This window comes from Acidipila rosea, assembly GCF_004339725.1.
Classification (GTDB): Bacteria; Acidobacteriota; Terriglobia; order Terriglobales; family Acidobacteriaceae; genus Acidipila; species Acidipila rosea.
In genome coordinates this window covers 40002-61945 of the sequence record NZ_SMGK01000003.1, presented here as the reverse complement: position 1 = coordinate 61945, position 21944 = coordinate 40002, and the positions used below count along the sequence as shown (strand labels likewise).

The 21944-nt window shown below is 57.5% G+C and carries 16 protein-coding genes; 8 read left to right on the top strand and 8 right to left on the bottom strand.

Annotated features, from left to right (window positions below; genetic code table 11):
* Positions 1–30: 30 nt before the first annotated feature.
* Entirely contained in the window at positions 31–1923 is a 1893-nt protein-coding gene (locus C7378_RS10225; RefSeq protein ID WP_165876747.1) for an MGH1-like glycoside hydrolase domain-containing protein, read from the bottom strand.
* Positions 1924–2362: 439 nt separating this feature from the next.
* Between C7378_RS10225 and C7378_RS10220 the strand changes: the two genes are divergently transcribed.
* Both C7378_RS10220 and C7378_RS10215 read left to right on the top strand, forming a co-directional pair.
* Positions 2363–4768, top strand: a complete 2406-nt coding sequence (locus tag C7378_RS10220) for a glycoside hydrolase family 31 protein (protein WP_131995881.1) — start codon at positions 2363–2365, stop codon at positions 4766–4768.
* Between the two features lie 314 nt (positions 4769–5082).
* On the top strand, positions 5083–7974 hold the full coding sequence (locus C7378_RS10215) for a M16 family metallopeptidase (protein ID WP_243648183.1): 2892 nt from the start codon (positions 5083–5085) through the stop codon (positions 7972–7974).
* Between the two features lie 285 nt (positions 7975–8259).
* On the opposite strand, the gene C7378_RS10210 is transcribed toward C7378_RS10215, so the two are convergent.
* On the bottom strand, positions 8260–9258 hold the full coding sequence (locus tag C7378_RS10210) for an AraC family transcriptional regulator (RefSeq protein WP_243648182.1): 999 nt from the start codon (positions 9256–9258) through the stop codon (positions 8260–8262).
* A 97-nt stretch (positions 9259–9355) separates the two neighbouring features.
* Here C7378_RS10210 and C7378_RS10205 point away from each other — a divergent pair, with 97 nt between their 5' ends.
* Entirely contained in the window at positions 9356–10621 is a 1266-nt protein-coding gene (locus C7378_RS10205) for an MFS transporter (RefSeq protein ID WP_131995878.1), read from the top strand.
* A gap of 357 nt (positions 10622–10978) precedes the next feature.
* Here the strand turns inward: C7378_RS10205 and C7378_RS17690 are convergent, their stop codons facing one another.
* Positions 10979–11233 (bottom strand): hypothetical protein, encoded by a 255-nt coding sequence (locus C7378_RS17690; protein ID WP_165876746.1) that lies wholly within the window; start codon positions 11231–11233, stop codon positions 10979–10981.
* Here C7378_RS17690 and C7378_RS18200 point away from each other — a divergent pair.
* From C7378_RS18200 to C7378_RS10185, 4 genes are read left to right on the top strand one after another with little or no spacing between them, the layout of a single operon-like run.
* Entirely contained in the window at positions 11171–11416 is a 246-nt protein-coding gene (locus C7378_RS18200; RefSeq protein WP_207901402.1) for a DUF2961 domain-containing protein, read from the top strand. The genes C7378_RS17690 and C7378_RS18200 overlap by 63 nt on opposite strands.
* Positions 11367–12008, top strand: a complete 642-nt coding sequence (locus C7378_RS10195; protein ID WP_131995875.1) for an RbsD/FucU family protein — start codon at positions 11367–11369, stop codon at positions 12006–12008. The genes C7378_RS18200 and C7378_RS10195 overlap by 50 nt, the downstream gene beginning before the upstream one ends.
* Entirely contained in the window at positions 11992–14736 is a 2745-nt protein-coding gene (locus tag C7378_RS10190) for a GH116 family glycosyl-hydrolase (protein WP_131995872.1), read from the top strand. Before C7378_RS10195 ends, C7378_RS10190 begins: the two co-directional genes overlap by 17 nt.
* The gene (locus C7378_RS10185) at positions 14733–15830 is read left to right on the top strand and encodes a GTP-binding protein (protein ID WP_131995869.1); all 1098 of its coding nucleotides are present in this window, start codon (positions 14733–14735) and stop codon (positions 15828–15830) included. The genes C7378_RS10190 and C7378_RS10185 overlap by 4 nt, the downstream gene beginning before the upstream one ends.
* A gap of 547 nt (positions 15831–16377) precedes the next feature.
* Here C7378_RS10185 and C7378_RS10180 read toward each other — a convergent pair.
* From C7378_RS10180 to C7378_RS10160, 5 genes are all read right to left on the bottom strand, one after another.
* Positions 16378–17280 carry a hypothetical protein gene (locus C7378_RS10180; RefSeq protein ID WP_131995866.1) on the bottom strand — a complete coding sequence of 301 codons (903 nt, stop codon included), beginning with the start codon at positions 17278–17280 and terminating at the stop codon, positions 16378–16380.
* A gap of 302 nt (positions 17281–17582) precedes the next feature.
* A complete protein-coding gene (locus C7378_RS10175) occupies positions 17583–18275 on the bottom strand; it encodes an MBL fold metallo-hydrolase (protein WP_279388595.1) in 693 nt (230 codons plus the stop codon).
* Positions 18276–18436: 161 nt separating this feature from the next.
* Positions 18437–19216, bottom strand: coding sequence for an alpha/beta fold hydrolase (locus C7378_RS10170; RefSeq protein WP_131995860.1), 780 nt, complete (start codon positions 19214–19216; stop codon positions 18437–18439).
* Positions 19217–19302: 86 nt separating this feature from the next.
* Positions 19303–20001, bottom strand: coding sequence for an alpha/beta fold hydrolase (locus tag C7378_RS10165; protein WP_131995857.1), 699 nt, complete (start codon positions 19999–20001; stop codon positions 19303–19305).
* An 89-nt stretch (positions 20002–20090) separates the two neighbouring features.
* Positions 20091–20768: an HD domain-containing protein gene (locus C7378_RS10160; protein WP_131995854.1), complete on the bottom strand. Its 678-nt coding sequence runs from the start codon at positions 20766–20768 to the stop codon at positions 20091–20093.
* Positions 20769–20888: 120 nt separating this feature from the next.
* Here C7378_RS10160 and C7378_RS10155 point away from each other — a divergent pair, with 120 nt between their 5' ends.
* On the top strand, positions 20889–21875 hold the full coding sequence (locus tag C7378_RS10155; protein WP_131995851.1) for a GlxA family transcriptional regulator: 987 nt from the start codon (positions 20889–20891) through the stop codon (positions 21873–21875).
* Positions 21876–21944 lie beyond the last annotated feature (69 nt).

Genomic DNA, 21944 nt, shown 5'->3' with positions numbered 1-21944 from the left:
GACCTATATCACTTGTGGCGCAGTCGAGGATCAAGGTCTGCCAGCAGAGCCCTGGTCATCGAGATAAATGAGCCCCAGCAGCGCGCCCCAGTGATAGAAGCGGTCGCTGTTGGTTACGTCATCGCCACTTCCGGTTGCGCCGTTATAGTTTTCGTGGACATGGCCATTCGCTTGCCAGTCACGCAGAAAGAGGTCTAATGACTTTTGCGCCAGCTCACCTCTGGCGTGGTTGACCTCCGGTTGAGAGTAGTTCTGTAGGCCGAGATAGACGAGATAGTTCATGGGACCCCAGATGCGGCCTCTCCAGTAATTTTGATCCTTGAAGGCCGGATCATCTCGGCTGATGGACGGAATGACCCACTGACCCCAAAACTCTTTTGGATTGAGAAGGTGCTCTTCCACCATTCGCGCGGCCTGCTCAGAAGTGGCTGCGTGGGTGAGCATCGGATAGAAATTTGTGGGCGAAAGACGGTGACTCAAGCGGCCTGTGCGCAGGTCCTTGTTTAGGAAAATTCCTGTGCCAGGATCCCATAAAGTAGCCAGCGAAGTGCGATATTTTGCGGCTCGCCTGCGAAGCTCCTCGGCTTCCGAACTTCTATGGAGAATATCCGCTATCTTTGCCAGGGCGTCGCAGTCGGCAATATACATTCCCATCAGCCCGACATCGGCAAAGAGCAGCTGGTGCGTCTGCCTGTCGTAAGTGGCGTCGTCGTACATGGGGCTGTTGTCGAGGCCGGATTCGAGGATGGCTCCAGCACGAGTTCCGCGGGACATATCATCGATATTTTCCGGCTGGTTCTCGCCATCGCTGCCCCAAACGAGATAGCCCTCTCGATCCCTATGTGCAGCCCACCAGCGGTTCCATGTCAGCAGGGGCGCAAAGGTATTTTCCAGCAACCATCGATCGTGGAATTTCTGATAAAGTCCCCAAACCGTAATCGATCCTACCGGGGGTTCGGAGCGATCCTCACTCTTCCAACCGCCACTGCGGGCGTAATTCGGGACGAAGCCCTGAGGCGTCTCTTCGCGGCAGATCTCAATCGCATTGGCATAGGCCAGATCGCGGTCGCCGACTGCGGCCAGTGTCGCTGCGAAAAACGTGTCCCAGTCGAAGAGCACATATCCGCCCCAGCTCTCGTTCCAGATGCGGCTCACCGGTGAAATCACGCGGTGGCCCTCCGGCTCATAGATGGTGTCCCATCCGATCACGGTTTGAATGGCATCGGCAATCGGCCGCTCGTCTTTCGACCCGGCTATTGATTGCTCATATGCCTTACGCTCGCGTCGCAGTATGCTCTCGATCTCCGGTATGCTCCGAGGTCTGCCGGTGCTCAGGCCAACTGCTGCTTTCAAACTTGCGGCAAAGTAGGCGCCCTTGATCGGGACATTGACATCGCCGTTGTCCGTGCCGGAAAGAAACAGCGATACGGTGCGGTCAGGAAGATGCGCTTCCATGCGACCGCTGGTCTTGACGACGGCGCCGGGCCGGTTCCAGAGCATTCCGCTGGAGAATACAATTTCGGCGGGTAAGTGAGAGGAGCCACCAGCAGCCGTGAGCGGCGTGGCCAATAGCACGAGGTCGTCTCCGTCGTGCGCACTTTGAATGCGAATCTGGTGTCCTCGCCACAGCAGTTTGAGATCGGAATAGCTGCCATTGTAGGAGTGCGGCCCGGGAACAACTCGCTCCTCTTCTTTACCCTGGCGTCCGATCAGTGCAGCAGGAAGGAAGCCGTCGGAGCCTTCGGTTCCCTGATGCTTGACGCCAATGCGAATCGCTAATCCTTCCGGCAGCAGCACCTGTGTCATTACGCTGTGCGTGTCCCAGGTGTTCCAGCCTCGCGCCAGCCGCTGCTGCAGCTGCTTGTACTGAGGCGAGAGCGGCGGCACGGAGTGAGTCTGGGCCGTACAGGAGGCGAAAGGCATTACAATTAGTCCGATTGAAAGCATCGGCTTGACAAACGAATATCGGCTCCCGGTTGGCATCGAGGAGTTATACCGCATGGTTTGCAGTGAGAGCAATCGGTCGCTATTCGAGATCTCCGCCAAGTGATGTGGCAGGCATGAACTCAGATGTAAGTGCTTAGACATGGAAATCAGCCAACCAATGCTTTGTATCCGATGTCTGCTGCTTCTGGCCGCGTGTATCTCTGTCGTTGCTTACGGACAACAAGCTCAAAATTCGATTGTGTCGATAGAGTCGCTGATTCGCGCTCCTGATTACGACCAGGCTCGGATCCACCACAAGGGCGCATTCCACGAGCCTCCTGATGATTCCCATCCGTCTCACCATTCCACTCACTCAACGCCGCTCACCTGCACCAAGGTGAGCGATCGTCGCCTTGAAATTGAAATGTAGGAAAAAATGAAACGATCGATCTATAGAAGCTGCCTCCTGCTCTGTTTCGTAGCCTTCCTTCAGCAGACGGTGTTTGCACATGCTCAAGACGGCAAGCTCGTCCTCGAGCGTAACGGCAGCACCATCGTACTTGAGCCGTATGCGCCGAACATCGTTCGCGTGACGATGAGTACCCTGAAGTCCCAGGCATTAGGACGGCCCGGCTATGGATTTATCGGAGCCCCTTCTGACCAGGGCTGGACACATGAACACGATGGGCAAGGGGATGTCTACCGCTCCGGGCGCCTTGTTGTGCGCGTCTCCCCTGATGATCTGCCCGCTTCGCTCCAGCCTCGACGGATGCCACTGGATGAAATCAACCAGCAGCTCCGCAATCAGTACTTCGGCGGCCCCAGTGGACGCTCCCCCGGCAACGACACGGTGACAGTCACCACGCCGACGGGCAAAGTGCTCCTCACGATGCGGAACTGGTCGATGCGACCTAACAGTTCTGGTGCGGCTTCGAAAGGCGATCTCGGCTATCACGTTGCAGCGACCTTCGATTCTCCGAGTGGAGAGCACTACTATGGTCTGGGGCAGCACCAGCAGGGCTTTCTGGATCTGCGCGATCACCGGATGCACTGCTGGCATAACTACCAGGAGATTGGCGGCGAGACGGTTTGTGTTCCGTTCATCGTGTCCAGTGGCGGTTACGGTCTGATCTGGGACAATCCTTCTCAAACCACAGTGGATCTTGGATTCAACCAGCAGAATGTGTGGTCGTCCGATGTGGGTGATCGCGTTTCGTTCTTTGTCATCGCAGGCAATGACACGGACGAGATCTATGAGGGCTATCGGCAGTTGACGGGAGTCACCCATATGCTTCCTAAGCCGACCTATGGGTACATCCAGAGCAAGGCAATCTATCCCACGCAAGAGCAGCTGCTGGCCGTTGCGAAGGGCTATCGTGAGCGCCATCTGCCTGCGGATGTTATGGTGGTGGACTTTCTCAACATGACCCGGCAGGGCGAAATGGATCTGGATCCGAAGCGCTGGCCCGATCCGGCTGGCATGAATGATCAGCTTCATTCGATGGGTTTTCGAACGCTGCTCAGCGTCTGGCCTCATTTTGCAGCTGGAACGCGCTACTACGACATGCTCAAGCAGAAGGGCTGGCTAATCCACGAGGCAGACGGAACGCCAGATGTGGGAAACTTCGCCAATGTGATCGGGCCGAATATCGACACCACCAACCCGGCCGCGGCGAAGTGGTTCTGGGAGACGATTCGAGACCGTTACATCAAGCCCGATCACTTCGACTACCTCTGGCTGGACGAAACCGAACCGGATATCGATCCGGCCAAGGACTTCTTTTCCATCGGCTCAGGGACACGGTACTACAATGTCTATCCGCTGTTTCATACGGCTTCGGTGTACGAGGGCTTCCGACGGGATTTCGGCGACAGCCGGCGAGTCATGATCCTGGCGAGGGCGGCCTATCTGGGAGCGCAGCGTAATGGGACTGTCTTCTGGTCGAGCGATATCGTCTCGAACTGGGACATGCTGAAGCGATCGATCCCAGCGGGGCTCGACTTCACGGCAACGGGCTTGCCGTATTGGGATACAGATATTGCCGGGTTCTTTTCTCCGGTTCTTCCTGCTAACTATCACGCTGCTCACAAGCCGCTGATCGACCCCTCCGATGCGCGCAGTAACGTGGGCGTGTATGAGGACTATCCGGAGCTGTTTGTTCGCTGGTTCGAATGGGGTGCTTTCCAACCTGTGATGCGTGCGCATGGCGAGAGAATGCATAACGAGGTATGGGCCTATGGAAAGCAGGCAGAGCCCATTCTGGCGAAGTATCTTCGCCTGCGCTATCAATTGCTGCCCTATATCTACTCGCTTGCCTACGGCAGTTATCGCACGGGGGCTCCGTTCATGCGTGCGCTCTTCATGGACTTCCCGAACGATGCGAAGGTAGCCAATATTCCGGACGAGTACATGTTTGGGCCTGCCTTCCTGGTGGCGCCTGTGACCGACCAGGGCGCAACCCATCGTGAGGTGTACCTGCCGGCGGGCTGCGATTGGTACAACTACTGGACGAACGAGCGAGTGAAGGGCGGCCAGACGATCACGGTTGATGCTCCTATTGATGTCCTTCCGCTGTTTGTTCGGGCAGGTTCGATTGTGCCCCTTGGATCCACGATCGAGAGTACCCGGGACAAGCAGACGGTTGCCTCTGTTCGCGTCTACCCGGGAGCAGATGCCGACTTCACTCTCTTCGCCGATGATGGCACGACGTATGCGTATGAGAAGGGTGTCAGCTCCATCACGCACCTGCACTGGAACGACGCGGAAGGCAAGCTTACCCACAAAGGCGCGGAAGCCTGGGCTGGCAAGGATAGTGCCGTAGTGAGAATCATGAAGCGCTAGTCTGGTTAAAACTCAGTAGCGGTGCTGGTGAAGAGACCGGTGAGGGACTTACCCTCACTGGTTTTTCTTTTCGCCGCTGCGAACGTGGAATGCGAACGTGGAAGCCGAGCTGCGTGTAAAACGAAAGATGCTCATCCCAAGCTGAGCTGGAATTTTGGCGCATTCTCAGAGACAAAATTGATTCCCGCGAGAATAACGGGCCAAGAGGATGATCAGCGACGGGGCATAATTCCTGCAGAGATTCGTCACCGGAATGTACCCGGCCTTTGCTATCATCCTTGCGACTTGCGGATCACCAATTGAGGAGGCATCTCGTGTACTCCAAAGCTCGTGCTTTTTCGCGCTCCTTCACCTTGCTTGCACTGGCCGCCTCGGCCACGTTCGTTGTAGCACAGGCATCGCAGCCAACTCCGAAACGCCCTGCAGTGCATGCCGCCGAAGCCGCGCAGGCGCGCCAGCTGCCCACGATCGCCTACCAGAAGTACACGCTGCCCAACGGCCTCACCGTACTCACACATGAGGATCATCGCTTACCGCTAGTGGCCGTCGACCTTTGGTATCACGTTGGTCCGCTGAACGAGCGCCCTGGCCGCACCGGCTTTGCGCACCTGTTTGAGCACATGATGTTTGAGGGTTCGGAGCACGTCGGCGAGAAGGCGCACTTCAAGGATGTGCAGGCGGCGGGCGCGACGGACGTAAACGGCACCACGAACTTCGACCGGACCAACTACTTCGAGACGATGCCCAGCAATCAGCTGGAACTCGCGCTGTGGCTCGAAAGCGACCGCATGGGCTTCCTCATGGAAGGCCTGGATCGCAAGCTGCTCGCCAACCAGCGCGACGTGGTTCGCAATGAGCGACGCCAACGCGAAGGCTTGCCCTACGATGTTGCCGATGAGGCGGTCTTCCACCTGCTTTTTCCGAAAAATCATCCATACTACGGCGAGGTCATCGGCAGCCACGCTGATATCGAGTCTGCTCGCATCGCCGACGTTCGCGCATTTCACCAGCAGTTTTATACGCCGAGCAACGCATCCATCGCCGTTGCCGGGGACTTCGATCCAGTGAAGCTGAAAGATCTGCTGACGAGGTATTTCGGACCCATCCCGCGTGGACCTAAGGTTGAGCCGGTACACGTGATTACGCCGCCAATTACGGCGGAGCGCCGCGCCACCATCACCGACACTGTGCAGCTTCCGCGGCTCAGCGTTGCCTGGCTCACGCCCCCTGCGTTTGCGCCCGATGCCTACAGTGTCGACGCGGCGATCTTCGCGCTGGGCGGAGCGAAGGCCAGCCGCCTCGATCGGTCGCTGGTGATCAAGTCGCAGGTGGCGCAGAGTGTCACCTGCAACACGATGGAGCTGAAGCTCACGGGCATTGCATCCTGCGATATCACGGCCAAGCCCGGCGTGAAGCTGGAAGACCTGGAAGCCACCTTTTGGAAGGAACTCGCTACACTGCAGCAGGACGGTCCTACGGCCGAGGAAGTGAAGGCCTCCAAGGCGCTTGCGCTCACGTCGAAGATCACCGGCCTGCAGCGGCTGGGCGGTTTCGGGGGCGTGGCAGACACGCTGGACAGGTATAACCAGTACACCGGCGACCCGGATTTTCTGCCCAAGGATGTGGCCATGACGGAGGCGGTGACGATTGCCAGCAGCAAGGCCGCTGCCGACAAGTACCTGTCGAAGAACTCGGCCGTCGTGGTCTACTGCGTGCCCGGCAAGAAGATTCTGCACGATGTGCCGCGCAGCCCCGACAACACCGATGCTAACGTGAAGATTACCAATCCTTACACGCCTGCATTCGAGAAATCCCAGGAGTGGCGCAAGAACAAACCCACTCCGGGACCCATGCCCACCTTCCATCTGCCAGTTCCCACCGAGTTCACGCTGAACAACGGATTGAAGGTGCTGCTCGTGCAAGAGCACGCGTTGCCGCTGCTGACGGCTGAGCTGGTTTCGCGCGCCGGCAGCGATAACAACAAGCCTGCCACTGCGGGCCTGGCCACACTGGTCACCGAGGTGATGGGTGACGGCACTGAGTCACGCAGCCTGGAGAAGCTGGCCGAGGACCAGGAAAGCATCGGCACGCACATCAACACCAATGCCGGAATGGACTACGCGGGCATCAGCATGGGCGTGCTCAGGTCGCATGCGGATGAAGGCATGGACCTGCTGGCCGACGTCGCGCTGCATCCTGCGTTCCGCACTGCGGATATCGAACGCCGCCGCAAGCAGCGCCTGGTGACGATCTCGCAGGAGACCGACAACGTCATTCAGATGGCAATGCGAGTGGGACCAAAATTACTCTTCGGCGACCAGCCGTATGGCCTCTCCGGCAACGGCACTCCCGAAACCGTAAAGGCAATCACAGCGGAGGACATCTCCGGCTTCTACAAGCATCGCTATGGCCCCAACGATTCCGTGCTGGTGCTCACGGGCGATGTGAGCCGCGCCGAAGCTGAGAAGCTCGCCAACGAATACTTTGGCAAGTGGACCAGCCAGGCTGAAGCCGCGCCGCAGATTCCCGCCGCGCCTGAGACGCCACCAACCCATGTAGTGATCGTGAGCAAACCGGGCGCGCCGCAGACGGCATTGTTCGCCATAGGCAACGGCGTGCGCGAGAACTCGCCCGACTCGGAGTTGCTCGACGTTCTGGACTATACGCTCGGATCCGCCTTCGCCAGCCGCATCAACATGAACCTGCGCGAGGTGCACGGCTACACGTACGGAGCCTTTTCCGGTTTCAAGGGATTTAGGGACGGGGGAGCATTTTTTGTCGGCTCGCTGGTTCGCACGGATGTGACCGCGCCGGCGGCGAAGGAGATGATGGGCGAGATTCGCAACTTCCTCGTTCATCCCTCCACGGCGGAGGAGCTCGCCGCTGCCAAGGAGGCTTCGATCCGTTCGCTGCCCGGGCGCTTCGAAACAAACTCAGCGATCGCCTACGCTATTCAAAGCCTGTTTGTGTATGACCGGCCGCTCGATTACTACTCCAAGCTTCCGGCCAGGTATCAGGACATCACTCAGGCAGACGTCGCCCGCGCGGCAAAGCAGTATCTGCATCCGGATCATCTCATCATCGTGACAGCGGGCGATCGCGCCAAGATAGAGCCTGCGCTGAAGGCTGCCGGATTGGGCCCGGTGGAGGTGCGCGACATTTCGGGCAATGTCGTCAACACCGCGACTCAACCGTCCGGGAAATGATGGCACTTCCCATAAGGAAGAGGAGGGCGAGGCCTGGCTCTGCGCCCTCTCTTCTTTAAGACCGACTCCACCTGGAGGGAGTGCGTCCCGATATAGAGGTTGATGACCCTCCCGCGGTTATAACACTCACCAAGGATCCAGCCGTTACGGCTGCAGCGCATTGGTTTGCTAGCAGAAGATGCAGAGATGATGCGCGCTAAAGCCTGGTGCTATGAGGACGGCTGGAGTTCATCTCTGAAGAAAAAAGTGTCCTCGCAAACGGAGTAGAGAGCACGCTCCATTTGTTTATGCGGCGTCGATCGTGACAATGTTGCCGTTGCGGATCGCCTTGATATCCCGCATCGGCGGCTGACCAAAGAACCGGCTGTACTCGCGATTGAATTGGCTGACACTCTCGTAGCCCACCTCGTAGGCTGCGCTTGTTGCATCAAGGCCGTCTCTGAGCATTCGCTCTCGCGCAGCGCGCAACCGGAGCTGTTTCTGGAATTGCAACGGGCTCATCGCCGTCAGCGCTCTGAATTGATGATGGAGCGTCGACACTCCCATCCGCGCGATCTCGGCAAGTTCCTCCATACGCAGAGGCCTGGCATAATTTGCGCTCAGCCATGCTATGGCCTTAGCCGTTCGGTGGCTCAGATTCCCCGCTGTCGCGATGACGCGAAGCCGTTCCCCCTGCGCAGTTCGGAGAATGCGGTAGATGATCTCCCGTTCAATCAGGTGCCCCAGAAAGGGTATGTCCTCCGGAGTATCAAGCAGATCAATAAGTCGCGTCGAAGCACCTAGCAGTGCCGCCGTACTCTGCCCTACAGCAAGCCCGCGCCGGTCAGCAGAACTCTTCCCTTGCGGCAAATCTTCCCTGCTGACCACCTCGCGCACGATCTGCATATCGAGCCGCAGGCGCATCGAGAGTTGCGGCGCCGCTGCTGAGGCTTCGATGATCTGGCTCTGGATTGGCAGATCAATGCAAGCGATCAGGAAAGAGGTCTCGTCACAGTGGTACTCGACGCCTCCGATATTGATTTGCTTTCTGCCCTGTACGAAGATCGTGACGCTGGGCTCAACGGATGCCAGATAGCAAGCCGTCGGAGCAGTTTGGCGGAAGAGCGTCAGGCCCGGTACGGTGGTTGCGGTTTCTCCAGCCGACGGCGTATGCGCGACAATTTTGCCGGCCAAATCGATGCGCAGCTCTGCGAGTGAGGGCTTTGTTCCTGCAGTTTTCGAGGTGTGTTTCGGCAACGTCGGTTCCTGTCCTTCCCACCCCAGCGTACAACCGAAAACACTCACTCGGCCTCACAAATCCGACGCTCAAACAGGATCAGGCAAAAGATTGGCAGGATCAGGAAAGCGCCGAGTCACCCATCTCCGCTATTTCTGGAGATGCATGGCAAATGCGAGAACCCAGTCCGAGTTGTCCCCGATACAAACCTGGAGCGCTGTCGGTTCGATGGCGCTCTGCGTGGCCCTGTTGATTGCGTCGGAGTTTATGCCCGTCAGTCTGCTGACCCCGATTGCCCATGATCTTCATTCCACGGAGGGGATGGCGGGCCAGGCAATCTCGATCTCCGGCCTCTTTGCCGTCGCGACCAGCTTGCTGATTGCGACGATTGCAGGTCGTTTCGACCGCCGGCATGTACTGATCGGAATGACGGGATTGATGCTGTCATCGCTGGTCATCATTGCGATGGCGCCGAACTTCGCTGTGTTGATGGTCGCGCGAGCTCTTCTCGGCGTTGTCATCGGCGGTTTCTGGTCGTTGGCGACAGCAACGGTCATGCGCCTTGTCCCAGTGGGATCCGTGCCTAAAGCGCTCGGTGTGGTCTATACCGGGAATGCTGTAGCCACCGCGTTTGCAGCCCCGATCGGCAGTTATCTGGGAGGCATCATCGGTTGGCGCGGAGTCTTCTTCGCGCTCACTCCCCTCGCCGTTGCGAACCTCATCTGGCAGTGGATCAGTCTGCCTTCCATGCCGCCGCAAGCCGCCAATCCCGTGGGGAAACTCGCAGGGCTTCTGAGGCGGCGCCATGTAGCATTCGCCATGCTGGGCGTAATGCTCACGTTTGCTGGCGCGTTTGCGACGTTCACGTACCTACGGCCATTTCTGGAAACCTATACCCGCGTAAGCGTTCCGCAACTCTCCCTGCTGTTACTCGGGCTCGGCCTGGCTGGATTTGTCGGTACCTACGGCGCCACCACGATGGTGAGGCGGCATCTCTATTCCCTGCTTACGGGCTTGCCTCTTGCGCTGGGCGCCGTCACATTGGGGCTGCTCGCCGTTCGGTACCACATCGTTGGCGTAGCGGTGGCGATGTTCGCATGGGGTGCACTGAACTCCGCGATTCCAGTGTGCTGGTCAACCTGGCTGACAAAAGGCATCAGTGACGAACCCGAGAGCGGCGGTGGACTGATGGTCGGCGCCATCCAGCTGTCTATCATGCTGGGCGCGGGCTTTGGCGGCCTGCTTCTGGATCACATTTCGGTCGCCGCAACCCTGGTCGGCGGCACAATTCTTCTACTTCTTGCGTCGCTAACGATTGGCCGAGGTGAAAGGATTCAAGCCCCTGTCTCGAACGTCGCCTCAGAAGCCTTCGATAAGAGTTGGCAGGCACGTCCGGAGTGCGCTCCATGCCTGGGCGCGTCTCGAGATTGAGAATTATGTCGCCGGGTGCGCCGGGATACCTGGCCTGATCACGCTCGTGTGGGATCGAAAGATCAATCCGGGCATCTGCGCTGCAATCCTCATGGACGAGTCTATCGCCGACCGGAAGCTGGTGGGCCCACCAGGACTTGAACTTGGAACCAACGGATTATGAGTTTCCGGATATTTCTGTAAGTCTATGATAATACGAGGAAAACGAGCGTACTTACGCGTAACCGTAAGTAGTTGAGCGACCGTAATTTAGAGCAATTTATCTAAACGGGTAAAAGCTGATGAGTGTACCGCTGTTGTACCTTCATGCCGCTCAATTGAGTTCCCAGAAGGCGTTTGCGTGCGATGTGATCCAGTTCAGAAAGCCGCAAGCTGCTCCAACACGTTTTCGTCAATCATAGGAGTAGGCGATTCCTCGATCTCCACGCCGTAAGTCAAGATGCTCTTTGTCAATGCGTCGCCGTCACGTCTCACGGTTCCCAGGGACTCACCGCAGAACGTGTCATCGCCAACATAGATACAGAATCGAGCCGCAGCCTTATTAACAATGTGCTCGATCACAAAGCCAAGGAACCAGATGGGCCGCCCAAGTGGAGCTTGTACCGGTGGCACATCCCGGATCCCATCATCTTCCACAGCGACCTGAAGGTTACAATCCAGGCACTCGGATGGTGGCCCGACGGTAAGTATCAGCCGCTGGCAGACGACATTGCTTCCACCGCATTCTGGTATCAGAAGGAGCCGCATGCGCCGTTTCCCAAGCTTCCGCCATTATCGGAAAGGTGGCCTCGCTGACATGGCAGGCGTTCGGGATGAGCAAAAATTTCGGAGAACGATAAGGTCCCTTCCTGCACTCGGACTACTTTTTGCTGTCTGCACACCGCTGCTTGCCGCCGCGCCGAATGGCTGGCGCACCGCGGTGGAGCAGGAATTGCCTCTTCTCGGTCACCGAAACTGGATCGTGATTGTGGATTCGGCCTACCCCCTGCAGGTATCGCCGGGAGTGGAGACCATAGACACCGGAGCCAGTCAGGATGAGGTGGTACGGACGGTACTCGACGACCTCGCGCGCTCGAAGCACGTCGCCCCGATCGTGTACATGGATGCCGAACTCCCCTATCTTACCGAGCAGAGCGCACCGGGAGTGACGGAGTATCGCAACCAGATACACGCGATCCTCGGCTCTCTGCCTGTGCAGTCACTCCCGCATGAGCAGCTCATCAAGACACTCGATGAAACGGGAAAGACATTCCACATCCTTATCCTTAAGACAACTTTGACGGTTCCCTACACCTCTGTCTTTCTCCGGCTGAACTGCAAGTACTGGAGCGATGCCTCAGAAGAGGAACTGCGAAAGGCAATGAGGGAGCATGAGCGAACAAAGTAAGCTGCCGCGCCGCACATTTCTAAAGCAGGCCGCTGGGGTCGTCGGCGCAGCCACCCAGATGCAACACTGGTCTGCTAGTGCGGAGGCACAAACCCAAGCGCATAGCTCGACCTCGGAGGCAGACAAACACCACACAAAAGCACACTCGGATATCTCCTATCCGCGCGTCTTTCGCGGGCAGCAACTGCAGATGATCTCCTTCCCGCTGGGCGGTGTAGGTGCTGGGAGCCTCGGTCTGGGAGGACGCGGACAACTGCGCGACTGGGAGATCTTCAACCGCCCCAATGTGGGCTTTTCGCCGCCTTATGCCTTTCCCGCGATCTGGGTGCAGTCCGGCAACGCGAAGCCCGTGGCCCATGTGCTTGAGGCCCGCATCCTTCCGCCGTATGAGGGCGCGAGCGGCCTGGGATCGAACAACGCTCCGGGCCTGAGCCGTCTGGAGTCGGCTGAATTCACCGGGGAGTATCCTCTCGCGCACATCGACTTCAAGGATGCCTCCCTTCCCGTCAAAGTCAAACTGGATGCGTTCTCTCCTTTCATCCCGCATAACCCGGACGATTCAGGTTTGCCTGCGGCCATCCTGCGCTACCGCGTGACTAATCATGGGTCTGCGACGGCAAAGGTCGGAATCGTATTCTCCATCGACAATCCGGTGACGACCGCCGTCGCGCAGGGAAACGTGAAACCGGTAGAGGACGAGCGGCACAATGAGTATCAGGCCGATCCAATGCTGGCCGGATTTCTGATGAGCAATCCGCGGGTGCCTGCCGCAGACCCCATGTCCGGCAGCTTTGCGCTGGCTGCTATTCCCGCAGCGGGAATCCGCCTGACCCACTGGCAGGGATGGCCCAAGGGTCGCTGGTGGAATTCGCCGATGCTGTTCTGGGATGCCTTCTCCACAAACGGCGAGCTTGGCGCCGAACCCGACCCACACAACGCCGTCGCGGCCCTTTGTCAGCAGCGCACGATCGCTCCCGGCCAGAGCGCGGATTTCACCTTCATCCTGGCCTGGCACTTTCCAAATCGCACGCCGGACTGGTGCGGCTGGACGGCCCCGGAAGGAAAGGGAAAGACGGTCATCGGCAACTACTATGCAACGCGGTTCAAGGATGCATGGGGTGCGGCGAAGTACACCGCTGAAAATATCGACCAGCTTGAGAGCCGAACCCGCCTCTTTGCGAAGGCACTCCGCGAGAGCACTTTGCCCGGGGTGGTGAAGGAAGCCGCAAGCGCCAACCTCTCCACCCTGGCGTCGACGACGTGCTTCCGCACGGCGGATGGCGAGTTTCACGGCTTTGAAGGGAGCAACGACACAGTGGGCTGCTGCTTCGGCAACTGTACCCATGTATGGAACTATGAGACTGCAACCGCCTTCCTGTTTCCATCGTTTGCGCGCTCTCTGCGCAAGGCCTCTTTCGGCTACTCGATGGACGATGAAGGCGGCATGCGCTTCCGCCAGCTGCTCCCTGACGGATACGCGCGCTTCGGCTTCGCAGCGGCGGACGGCCAGATGGGCCAGATCATGCACGCCTATCTCGACTGGAAGCTCTCTGGCGATAACGCATGGGCGAAGGCCATGTGGCCGCGGCTGCAGAAGGCGATTGCGTTTGCGTGGGAGCCCGGAGGATGGGATGCCGAGCGTAAGGGTGTGCTGACCGGTGTGCAGCACAACACCTATGACGTAGAGTTCTACGGGCCGAATCCGATGTGCGGCATCTGGTATCTCGGCGCGCTGCGGGCCTGCGAAGAGATGGGCCGCGCGCTTGGCGATCATACCGCTGCTGACCAGTACAGAAGACTCTTCGACCAGGGCAGCGGATGGATCGATGCCAACCTGTTCAATGGGAACTTTTATATTCAGCACATCATCGGGTATCAACAGTCCCAGATCGCTCCGCATCTGCAGAGCGACATGGGTTCTGAAAACACTGAGCATCCCCAGTATCAGGTCGGCCTGGGGTGCCTGATCGATCAGCTGGTCGGGCAATATCTTTCAGAGGTGGCAGGACTCGGCCCGCTGGTTTCTCGGGAGCATGTGCGCTCCACCCTCGGTTCGCTCTATCGCTTCAATTACAAGCGGACGCTTATCGACCACAATAACGTGGAACGGACCTTTGCTCTCAATGACGAAGCGGCCATGGTCATCTGCGATTATGCCGGTGTGCCGCGGCCTCACATTCCCTTTCCGTACTATGCGGAAGTGATGACGGGCTTTGAGCACTCCGCCGCTGCGCTGATGCTCTACTCTGGAATGGTTCCCGAGGGGATCGAGTGCATCGGCAACATCCGCTCTCGTTACGACGGCATCAAGCGCAACCCATGGGACGAAGCCGAGTGCGGGCACCATTATGCGCGGGCCATGGCGTCCTGGACAAGCCTTGTCGCGCTGAGCGGATTTGCCTACGACGGCGTGCAAGCTTCCGTGGTCGCCGCTCCTCTGCTGTCGCACCGGAAGTTCCGCTGCTTCTGGGCGACGGGCACAGGCTGGGGCTCGTTCACCTATGAACCATCGAGCAGCGGCACGCTTTTCAACCTAGAAGTTCTCGCCGGTACGCTGCCGTGCCGGTCATGCGAGATCGTGGCCGCGGGTACCGCTGCCTCGGTACGGCTCGCTGAAAAAAACCTCACCCACACGATGAACCGGCACGGCGACCGGGGCATCGTGCGACTTGCCGACCCGGTCACGCTGCACGAAGGCGATGCGCTCAAGATCGAGGTTCATGCATGAGTGACGACGCTTCCGCCGTCAAGCCCTCCGTCAGACCTTGGATCGTATTGGTGGGCGGATTTCTCGGTGCCGGTAAGACGACGCTGATCCTCGCTGCAGCTCGCGAACTGGAACGCCTTGGTCAGCGCTGCGCCGTCATCATGAACGACCAGGGAACGGCCCTGGTCGACACGCGGTTCGCCGGTCTGCATGGCAGGCAGTCCGGTGAGGTGACCGGCGGCTGCTTCTGCTGCAGGCTCTCCGATCTCATCGAGGTCGCAGATAAGCTCCGCGTCTACTCGCCGCATGTAATCTTCGCCGAGCCAGTCGGCAGCTGCGCGGATATAGTCGCCACCGTCCTGCGGCCATTCCAGGAATATCAGCATGACTACAGAATCGCGCCCTTCACGGTTCTGGTCGATCCCGCCCGCGCTGAAGCACTGCTGCGGGATGACGCGGAACCCAACCTCGGCTATCTCTTCCGGAAGCAGATAGAAGAGGCGGACCTCGTCTGCTACACCAAGACAGATGTGCACCCAGCCTTCCCCGCCATATCTAGTCAATTACCGGGACGCCCGGTGCGCCAGATTTGCGCCACTACGGGACAGGGCGTTCTCGCGTGGCTCGATGAGGTTCTCTCGGGCAGTCTGGCGGTCGCGAGTGAGACTCTGGAGATCGACTACGCGCAGTATGCCCAGGCAGAAAGCTCGCTGGCATGGCTCAATCTAAAGGCGAGCTTTGAACCGACAGTTCCAGTGTCTCCGGCCATGGTTCTGGGACCGTTTCTGGACTCACTCGATCAGAAGCTCACCGCAGCCGGCATCGCGATTGTGCACCTTAAGACGGTAGTGACGTCGCCAACTGCATTCGTGAAGGCCGCAATCTGTGAGAATGGTCAAGACCCTTGGATCGAAGGAGCATTGGATGCATCGCCATCGGCAAAGCACGACGTGCTATTGAACCTCAGAGCCCTTGGACAGCCAGACCAGGTGCAAAACATCGTCGAACAAGAGTTATCTAGCCTGGATGGAAACATCGGAGCCGTCGAGTTCACCTGTTTCTCTCCCGCAGCGCCCAAGCCAGAGCGGCGCATCGCGAAGCTCATCAAATGCTGAGAGGCGGTCAAGCAAAATGTCTTTGTCTAGAGCCGGTCATGAAGAATGAACCAAGGTAGGCGCCTACGAAGGCGGCCAATCCGAGGCAGTGTGGAGGAGGGCAGGGAAGGGGAAGCTCTATTCTCCGACCGACCTTTGCCCGTCGACCTCCTGGTTACCGGCGGCCAGTTCAATGACTTACCAGGCCGACTGTACCCAGGCCATCTCGGCCACATCGGGGCAATGGGAGCGGTCGCGGTGGTGCCTTCCAAATCCAACTGAAAACAGCAGCGCATTCACGACAGAGAACTCTACCACCGGTGTCCGGCGCTATATCGCGTCAGCGCGTTGACCGCTTTGTAGGGGGAAGCTGGTGGGCCCACCAGGACTTGAACCTGGAACCAACGAATTATGAGTTTTTGACTCAGCGGTCGAGAAGGCGATTTTCGGCCCAAACGGCAAGTTGCTCCCAGATCGGGGGTGCTGAGTGAGTAGCCAATCAAGCAAAACTCAGCACTTAAGGTGCCCAGAAAATGGACAGAGACAGCTTTCAATCGTCCTGCTGGTTTTATTTTGCTTCGTTATAACGAGTGCAAAGAGTGAACGGCTGGTCTTTGTTGTCAGGGCTGTAATACTCGCAGAAATGGGTTATGTAGGAAGCATTTGTTCCCACGTCTGTATAGACAATTTCCGAAAAAATAAAGAAAACCTGCTTAGTGCGTTTCCATTCCGCAAAGGCACCCACGGGAACGTTGTATTCAAATGTTGTACTAAAAGTAGCTCCGGGAAGAATATAGGCAATGCTCGCCTCCTTTGTTCCAAGCGTTGGAAACATTGGCAAGGATTTGAATACAGCAGCCCCGTGTATATCTCTAGCGGAAGCGGGTCTCCTTCCCGAATTTGTGAAATTGACAGTGATTTTGGCCGTTTGCCCTTCCACAAAATTAACTATTTGTGCGGAGCTAACACCTACCCAAGGACGTTCCAATTCCACACTCGTTTTAATGGCTTGCTGAGCGAAATCCGCAGACCGTTGTGCTTGAACAGCCAAAGCGTTGGTGGCGGCAGCCTGTGCAGTGGCTTCCTTGATAAGTACATCAGTTTTTTTGAGCGATTCGGTCAGTTTTTCAACTTGAACCTTGGCTTCGTCAGCTTGCGCCCTAGATGCGTCCGCTTGCGCCTTAGCAGACACGGCCAAATCGTGGGTGTCAGTGCCGCCAGAGTGCATTTCCTGCCATTGCCTTCTGAAGATAATTCCCTGCCAAATGGCAACCCCTACGAGACAGACAGTAAAGAAGGCAACCGCTATGTCAGTCCACTTTGGCTTATCCCGGTCAGTCTTTTTATTTTCTTCATGGGTGGGATGGGAACTTGGTACAACCTCTGCCTCCTTGGGACTACTAGGGGCAGTTGGACTCGGTTGTGTCTCTACGGTATCTGCTGGCTTTTGGGCGGAATTCTCCTCTGGCAAGGTCTTTCACTCTCTTTTCCGTTGAAGCTGGAAGTCTACCATCAGGTCCAGCATAATTTTGACTGTATAGCAGTTGGGCTGCGACCATCTGGAGTATGGGGTTCGGACTAGATTGGCATTACGGCACAGTGGACCTTGCATCGTCTATGAGTGGATACCGCGAACAGCCGGCTAGCGTCCATAGCCAACGCTCCCTGTGATCTCAATCTGATGCGTATAGGGCTAGTCACTCATCCACATTCTCTCAAAGAGTGCGTTGGCGATTATGCGTCAGCCTATTACTTGCAATTGAAATAATCAGCTCAGGTTTGCTTCGTTTGTTGATGCATGCGAACGAGGGCTTCAGCGTGGCGGCGAACCTCGCGAGCGTCCAACGCTCCGCCATGTCCGAGATAAAACCGTTCGATGCCTCCATCAACCAATCGAAACAGTTCCTTGGCCACTGTTTGCGGGTCGTCCTCGAATGGAGGTCTGATCGCGTGTCCTGTCCGCAACAGGCCGCCAATAAAAATACCTGAAGCAAGCAAATCACCAACCAGAGCCTCTTTGCTTCCAAGCTCAACCGAGATGGAACCTTTGGTATGGCCGGGGGTGTGCTTGACAATACCGTTGACGCCAAACTTCGAGAGGTCGAGAGTGTCGCCATCTGAGAGCAGTACGTCAGGCTCGAAAGCCGTGTAGCTCTCATGGGGCAAAGGGGTCTTGAAAAATAGTCGCCCTGCCCAACCCGTGGGACAGAACGTCATGGGAACCTCCCTCTTGTAGTGCGGGAGATCCTCTTCATGCGCAATGATCGGCGCCCGGGACCTTTCGCGGAGTTCAGCCGCGCCGCCTGCATGGTCGACATGAGCATGGGTGATCACGATTGCCTCGATGTCTCTGAAAGAAAGGCCTTGGCTCGAAAGAGCTCTCTCAATCTTTGTGGCGGAGCCCGGTAACCCGGCATCGATCAAAACGCAGCCTTGGTTCCCGATAACCAGATGGGCATTCGCCATCTGAAATGGAAGGATTGGGATTCGAACTATCTTCGACATGCTTTGTCTCCATTCACTCGACTTCAATCAGCTATCTTGTTTTTTTTGACTTTGCGGTGCTTCGACAATCAGCCGCTCACGACTCGAAGCAATTAAAGGATTTCGTTGATAGGTGGTCATAGTTAACTCCGGTAGCGTTTGAGGAAGCTGTCGATTGCTTTTGCCGTCCGCACGGGTTCGTCAATTGGTAGGAGGTGACCGCTGTGCGGAATGATCTCGAGCCTCGCTCCGGGAATTCTTGCGATCACCTCACGACGGTGCTGCTCGATTGAATCGAGCCGGTCGAGTTCTCCCGCGAGGACGAGGGTGGGCACAGAGATATTGGAGACCTCTGCGGAGATGTCTTCATCGATCGCCGAGGTAGGCCATGCAAGCTTCGCTTCGGTGGTACCGCTAAGGCTGTCCTGCACGATCTGTTCCACCATCTTCGCATCGGGTCTGTGAGCGCTGAGGAAAGAGATTGTCTGAATCACGGTCTCGCGATTGTCGTAAGCATGGATCTGCTGCTGCTTCGCCTCTTCGGGAAAATGAGATGGCGTGGGTGTAGCCGGGGCCACGAGGACCAGCCCGGCGAGCCCCGGTGGATTTCGCGATGCAACCAGCTGGGCCACCTTTCCCCCCATTGAGTGGCCGATCAAAACATACTTGCTAAGCCCGAGATGCTCGATGAGTGACTGCGCTTCATCCGCCAGGGCCGCGATGGAGTAGCCGTTTGTTGCCGCTCCTGACTTGCCCCAACCGCGCATGTCGTAGGTGACGATGCGGTAAGAGGATTCAAGTTCTGCTGTGAGTTTGGTCCAGGTACGATGCGTTCCGCCCCAGTAATGCAGGAAAACGAGCGCAAGATCCCCCGCTCCGGACTGTTCCACCTCCAGGGACACGTTGCCTATGAGAACTTCCATAATGAACTCCTTCGACGATGTTTCTTGAAAGGCGATGCCAGCGAACAGAGGTGAACCCATCCCCGTTCGCTGGCGTCCTCGAACGATTACTTCGCGCCAGCAGCAGCGTCTGCGATGATCAGGGCAACTTCCTTCGGATGAGACAACATCACCACATGGCTCGACGGAAGCGTGGTTGTCGCGGCGTTGATCTGCTTTGCCATGCTGACCTCCTGCTCAGGAGCGATCATGTTGTCTTCGGTGGCGACGATATACCACGATGGCTTGCTGTGCCACGCAGCCTGCGTAGGCTGAGCCACAAAGATCGATCCATGAGTCTGCGGTTGGACGGAGGTGATAAGCGCCTGCTCCTCTTTGCTCAGGTCCTGCGCGAAACCAGTCGCGACGCCATCGGCGGAGAGCAACAGAAACCCGTCCTGCTGCGGAACTACCTTGTCCAAACCAATCGGCTTCGGGAAGTCTTTGCTGATCTCGACGATCGACTGGCCAGCATCCGGGGCGAATGCCGCGACGTAGACGAGGCCGGCCACCTTGGGATCGTTGCCCGCCTCTGTGATGACTACGCCACCATAAGAGTGGCCGACGAGGATGACCGGGCCATCCTGCGCAGCAAGCGCACGCTTCGTTGAGGCAACGTCATCGTTGAAGGAAGTGAGATGGTTCTGAACAGAGGTAACCTTAAAGCCGTTCGCCTGCAGTAGCGGAATCACTTTTGACCAGCTTGAGCCATCTGCAAATGCGCCGTGGACTAGGACGATGTTCTTTACCTGAGATGCCTGTGACATGGGGGTTTTCTCCAGTAGATAAGTTTTTGAGGCGAGGTTCTGCGAAGGAAGGCGAAGGTCGCTTCCGGGAGCGGCGAGTTAGATTTTCTCTAGGAAGAGCGGCGATTCACTGCTGGCTTCGACGCGGAATCGGGAAAGGGAGAGTTCGCGATGAGGTCACAGAAGTTGGGACTCTTGTAGCCGGGGATGAATCGCTCGCAAACATCCGCCTTTACCGTTCCCCAAGTCGATCCCGGTTTATGCGCGAAGCCCCCGAAGAAGGCCTTTATGATGCCTTCCTTGAAGTCTTCACGGGGATACGCTGCGACGATTTCCTGCCGCAATTCTGTGCGGAATTGGTCGAGGCCCTCGCCGAGAACATCCAGGCCAACGCCGGTGAACAGCAGCGAGACCTCGGGCTTCATGTACTGGGTCACGCCGGGAGTCGTGTGAAGTGCAATCGCCTCCCAGGCCGTCTGGGCCACCTCAACCGAGATGCCGTGTGAGGTGAGGAATGCCTTCGCCGCATTTGCGCCGTCCACTTCGAAGCGCTCGTTCTCGCTCGAGTATTCGGTCAGCAATCCAAGATCATGGAAGGCCGCGCTGACATAGAGTAGCTCCGGATCAAAGCGCAGCCCCTTTTGACGGCCCTGTTCTGCGGCAAACAGGTAGACGCGATTGGAGTGGTTATAGAGAAGATCGGTTGAATACTCCCGAAGAATGTCATGTGCCTCGGAAGCCAGCTTGCTATCGGGAATTCTGATGTCAGTTTGAGTCAGATTCATCATCGTTTGTCTCCGTATGCCGTCCCTTACAGATCCAAAGATAGGGCGATACGTGAACCGGCGCCACGACACGGATACAGCAAATTAGGACATCCACCCATCGTCAGTCTCTAGAATGGCTTCATGCGAAAAGTGGTGATTGTAGGTCAGCCTCCCGTCCAGGTTCTCGACGTCACTGGGCCTCTGGAGGTCTTCTCAAGCGCGGGCGGTTACGAGGTCGTCCTCGGCAATCCAGGCAAGGGACGAACGCTTCAAACGAACCGCAACATCGCGCTCGCCGAGGCACTACCAATCCACGAGATCACCGGAGCGATCGATACGCTGGTGATTGCCGGAGGTCCTGGGTCGGAGACAGGAAGCTATGACCTCGAGTTCGTCGCGTGGATTGCCGATGCCGCGAAGCGGTCTCGGCGCATCGCTTCGATCTGTACGGGAACATTTCTCCTCGGCGCGGCCGGCCTCATCGACGGCCGGAACGTGGTCACGCACTGGAAGTTCTGCGACCGCTTGGCTACCGAATTCCCACATGTTATGGTCCATCCTGAACCCATCTTTCTGCAGGATGGCCCCATCTATACCTCCGCAGGAATCACCGCAGGCATCGATCTTTGTCTCGCACTGGTTGAGGAAGACCAGGGCCACGGTGCGGCACTGGATATCGCTCGCTTCCTCGTGATGTTCCTCGTTCGCCCCGGTGGTCAGGCACAGTTCAGCCACATGCTCTCGCATCAGGCTGTCACATCCAAACCTCTTCGCGAGCTTCAGGTCTGGATGATGGAAAACCTGCGTGAAGATCTAACGGTCGAGAAGCTCGCCGACCGTTTAGGAATGAGTGCCAGACACTTCACACGAGTGTGCATCAAAGAAGTGAAGATGAACCCGGGAGAGTTCGTTGACCGGCTCCGGGTTGAAGCTGCACAGCAGATGATCGACAGCTCAAATATGGGTCTGAAAGAGATTGCCGATGGATGTGGCTTGCAAACCGCTGATGCGATGAGGCGTACTTTCTTACGCGTCCTCGGAATCACACCTCGTGAATACCTGCATCGGTTCAAGAGGGGAAGTGAGGCTTTGGAACTCCTCGATGGCGTGGCACCTGAAGACAATTGAGAACAACAGCCCGATAATAGCTACAGATAGAGTCGCATCTGTTTCACGCCGCTCAACGAGCGATAACAG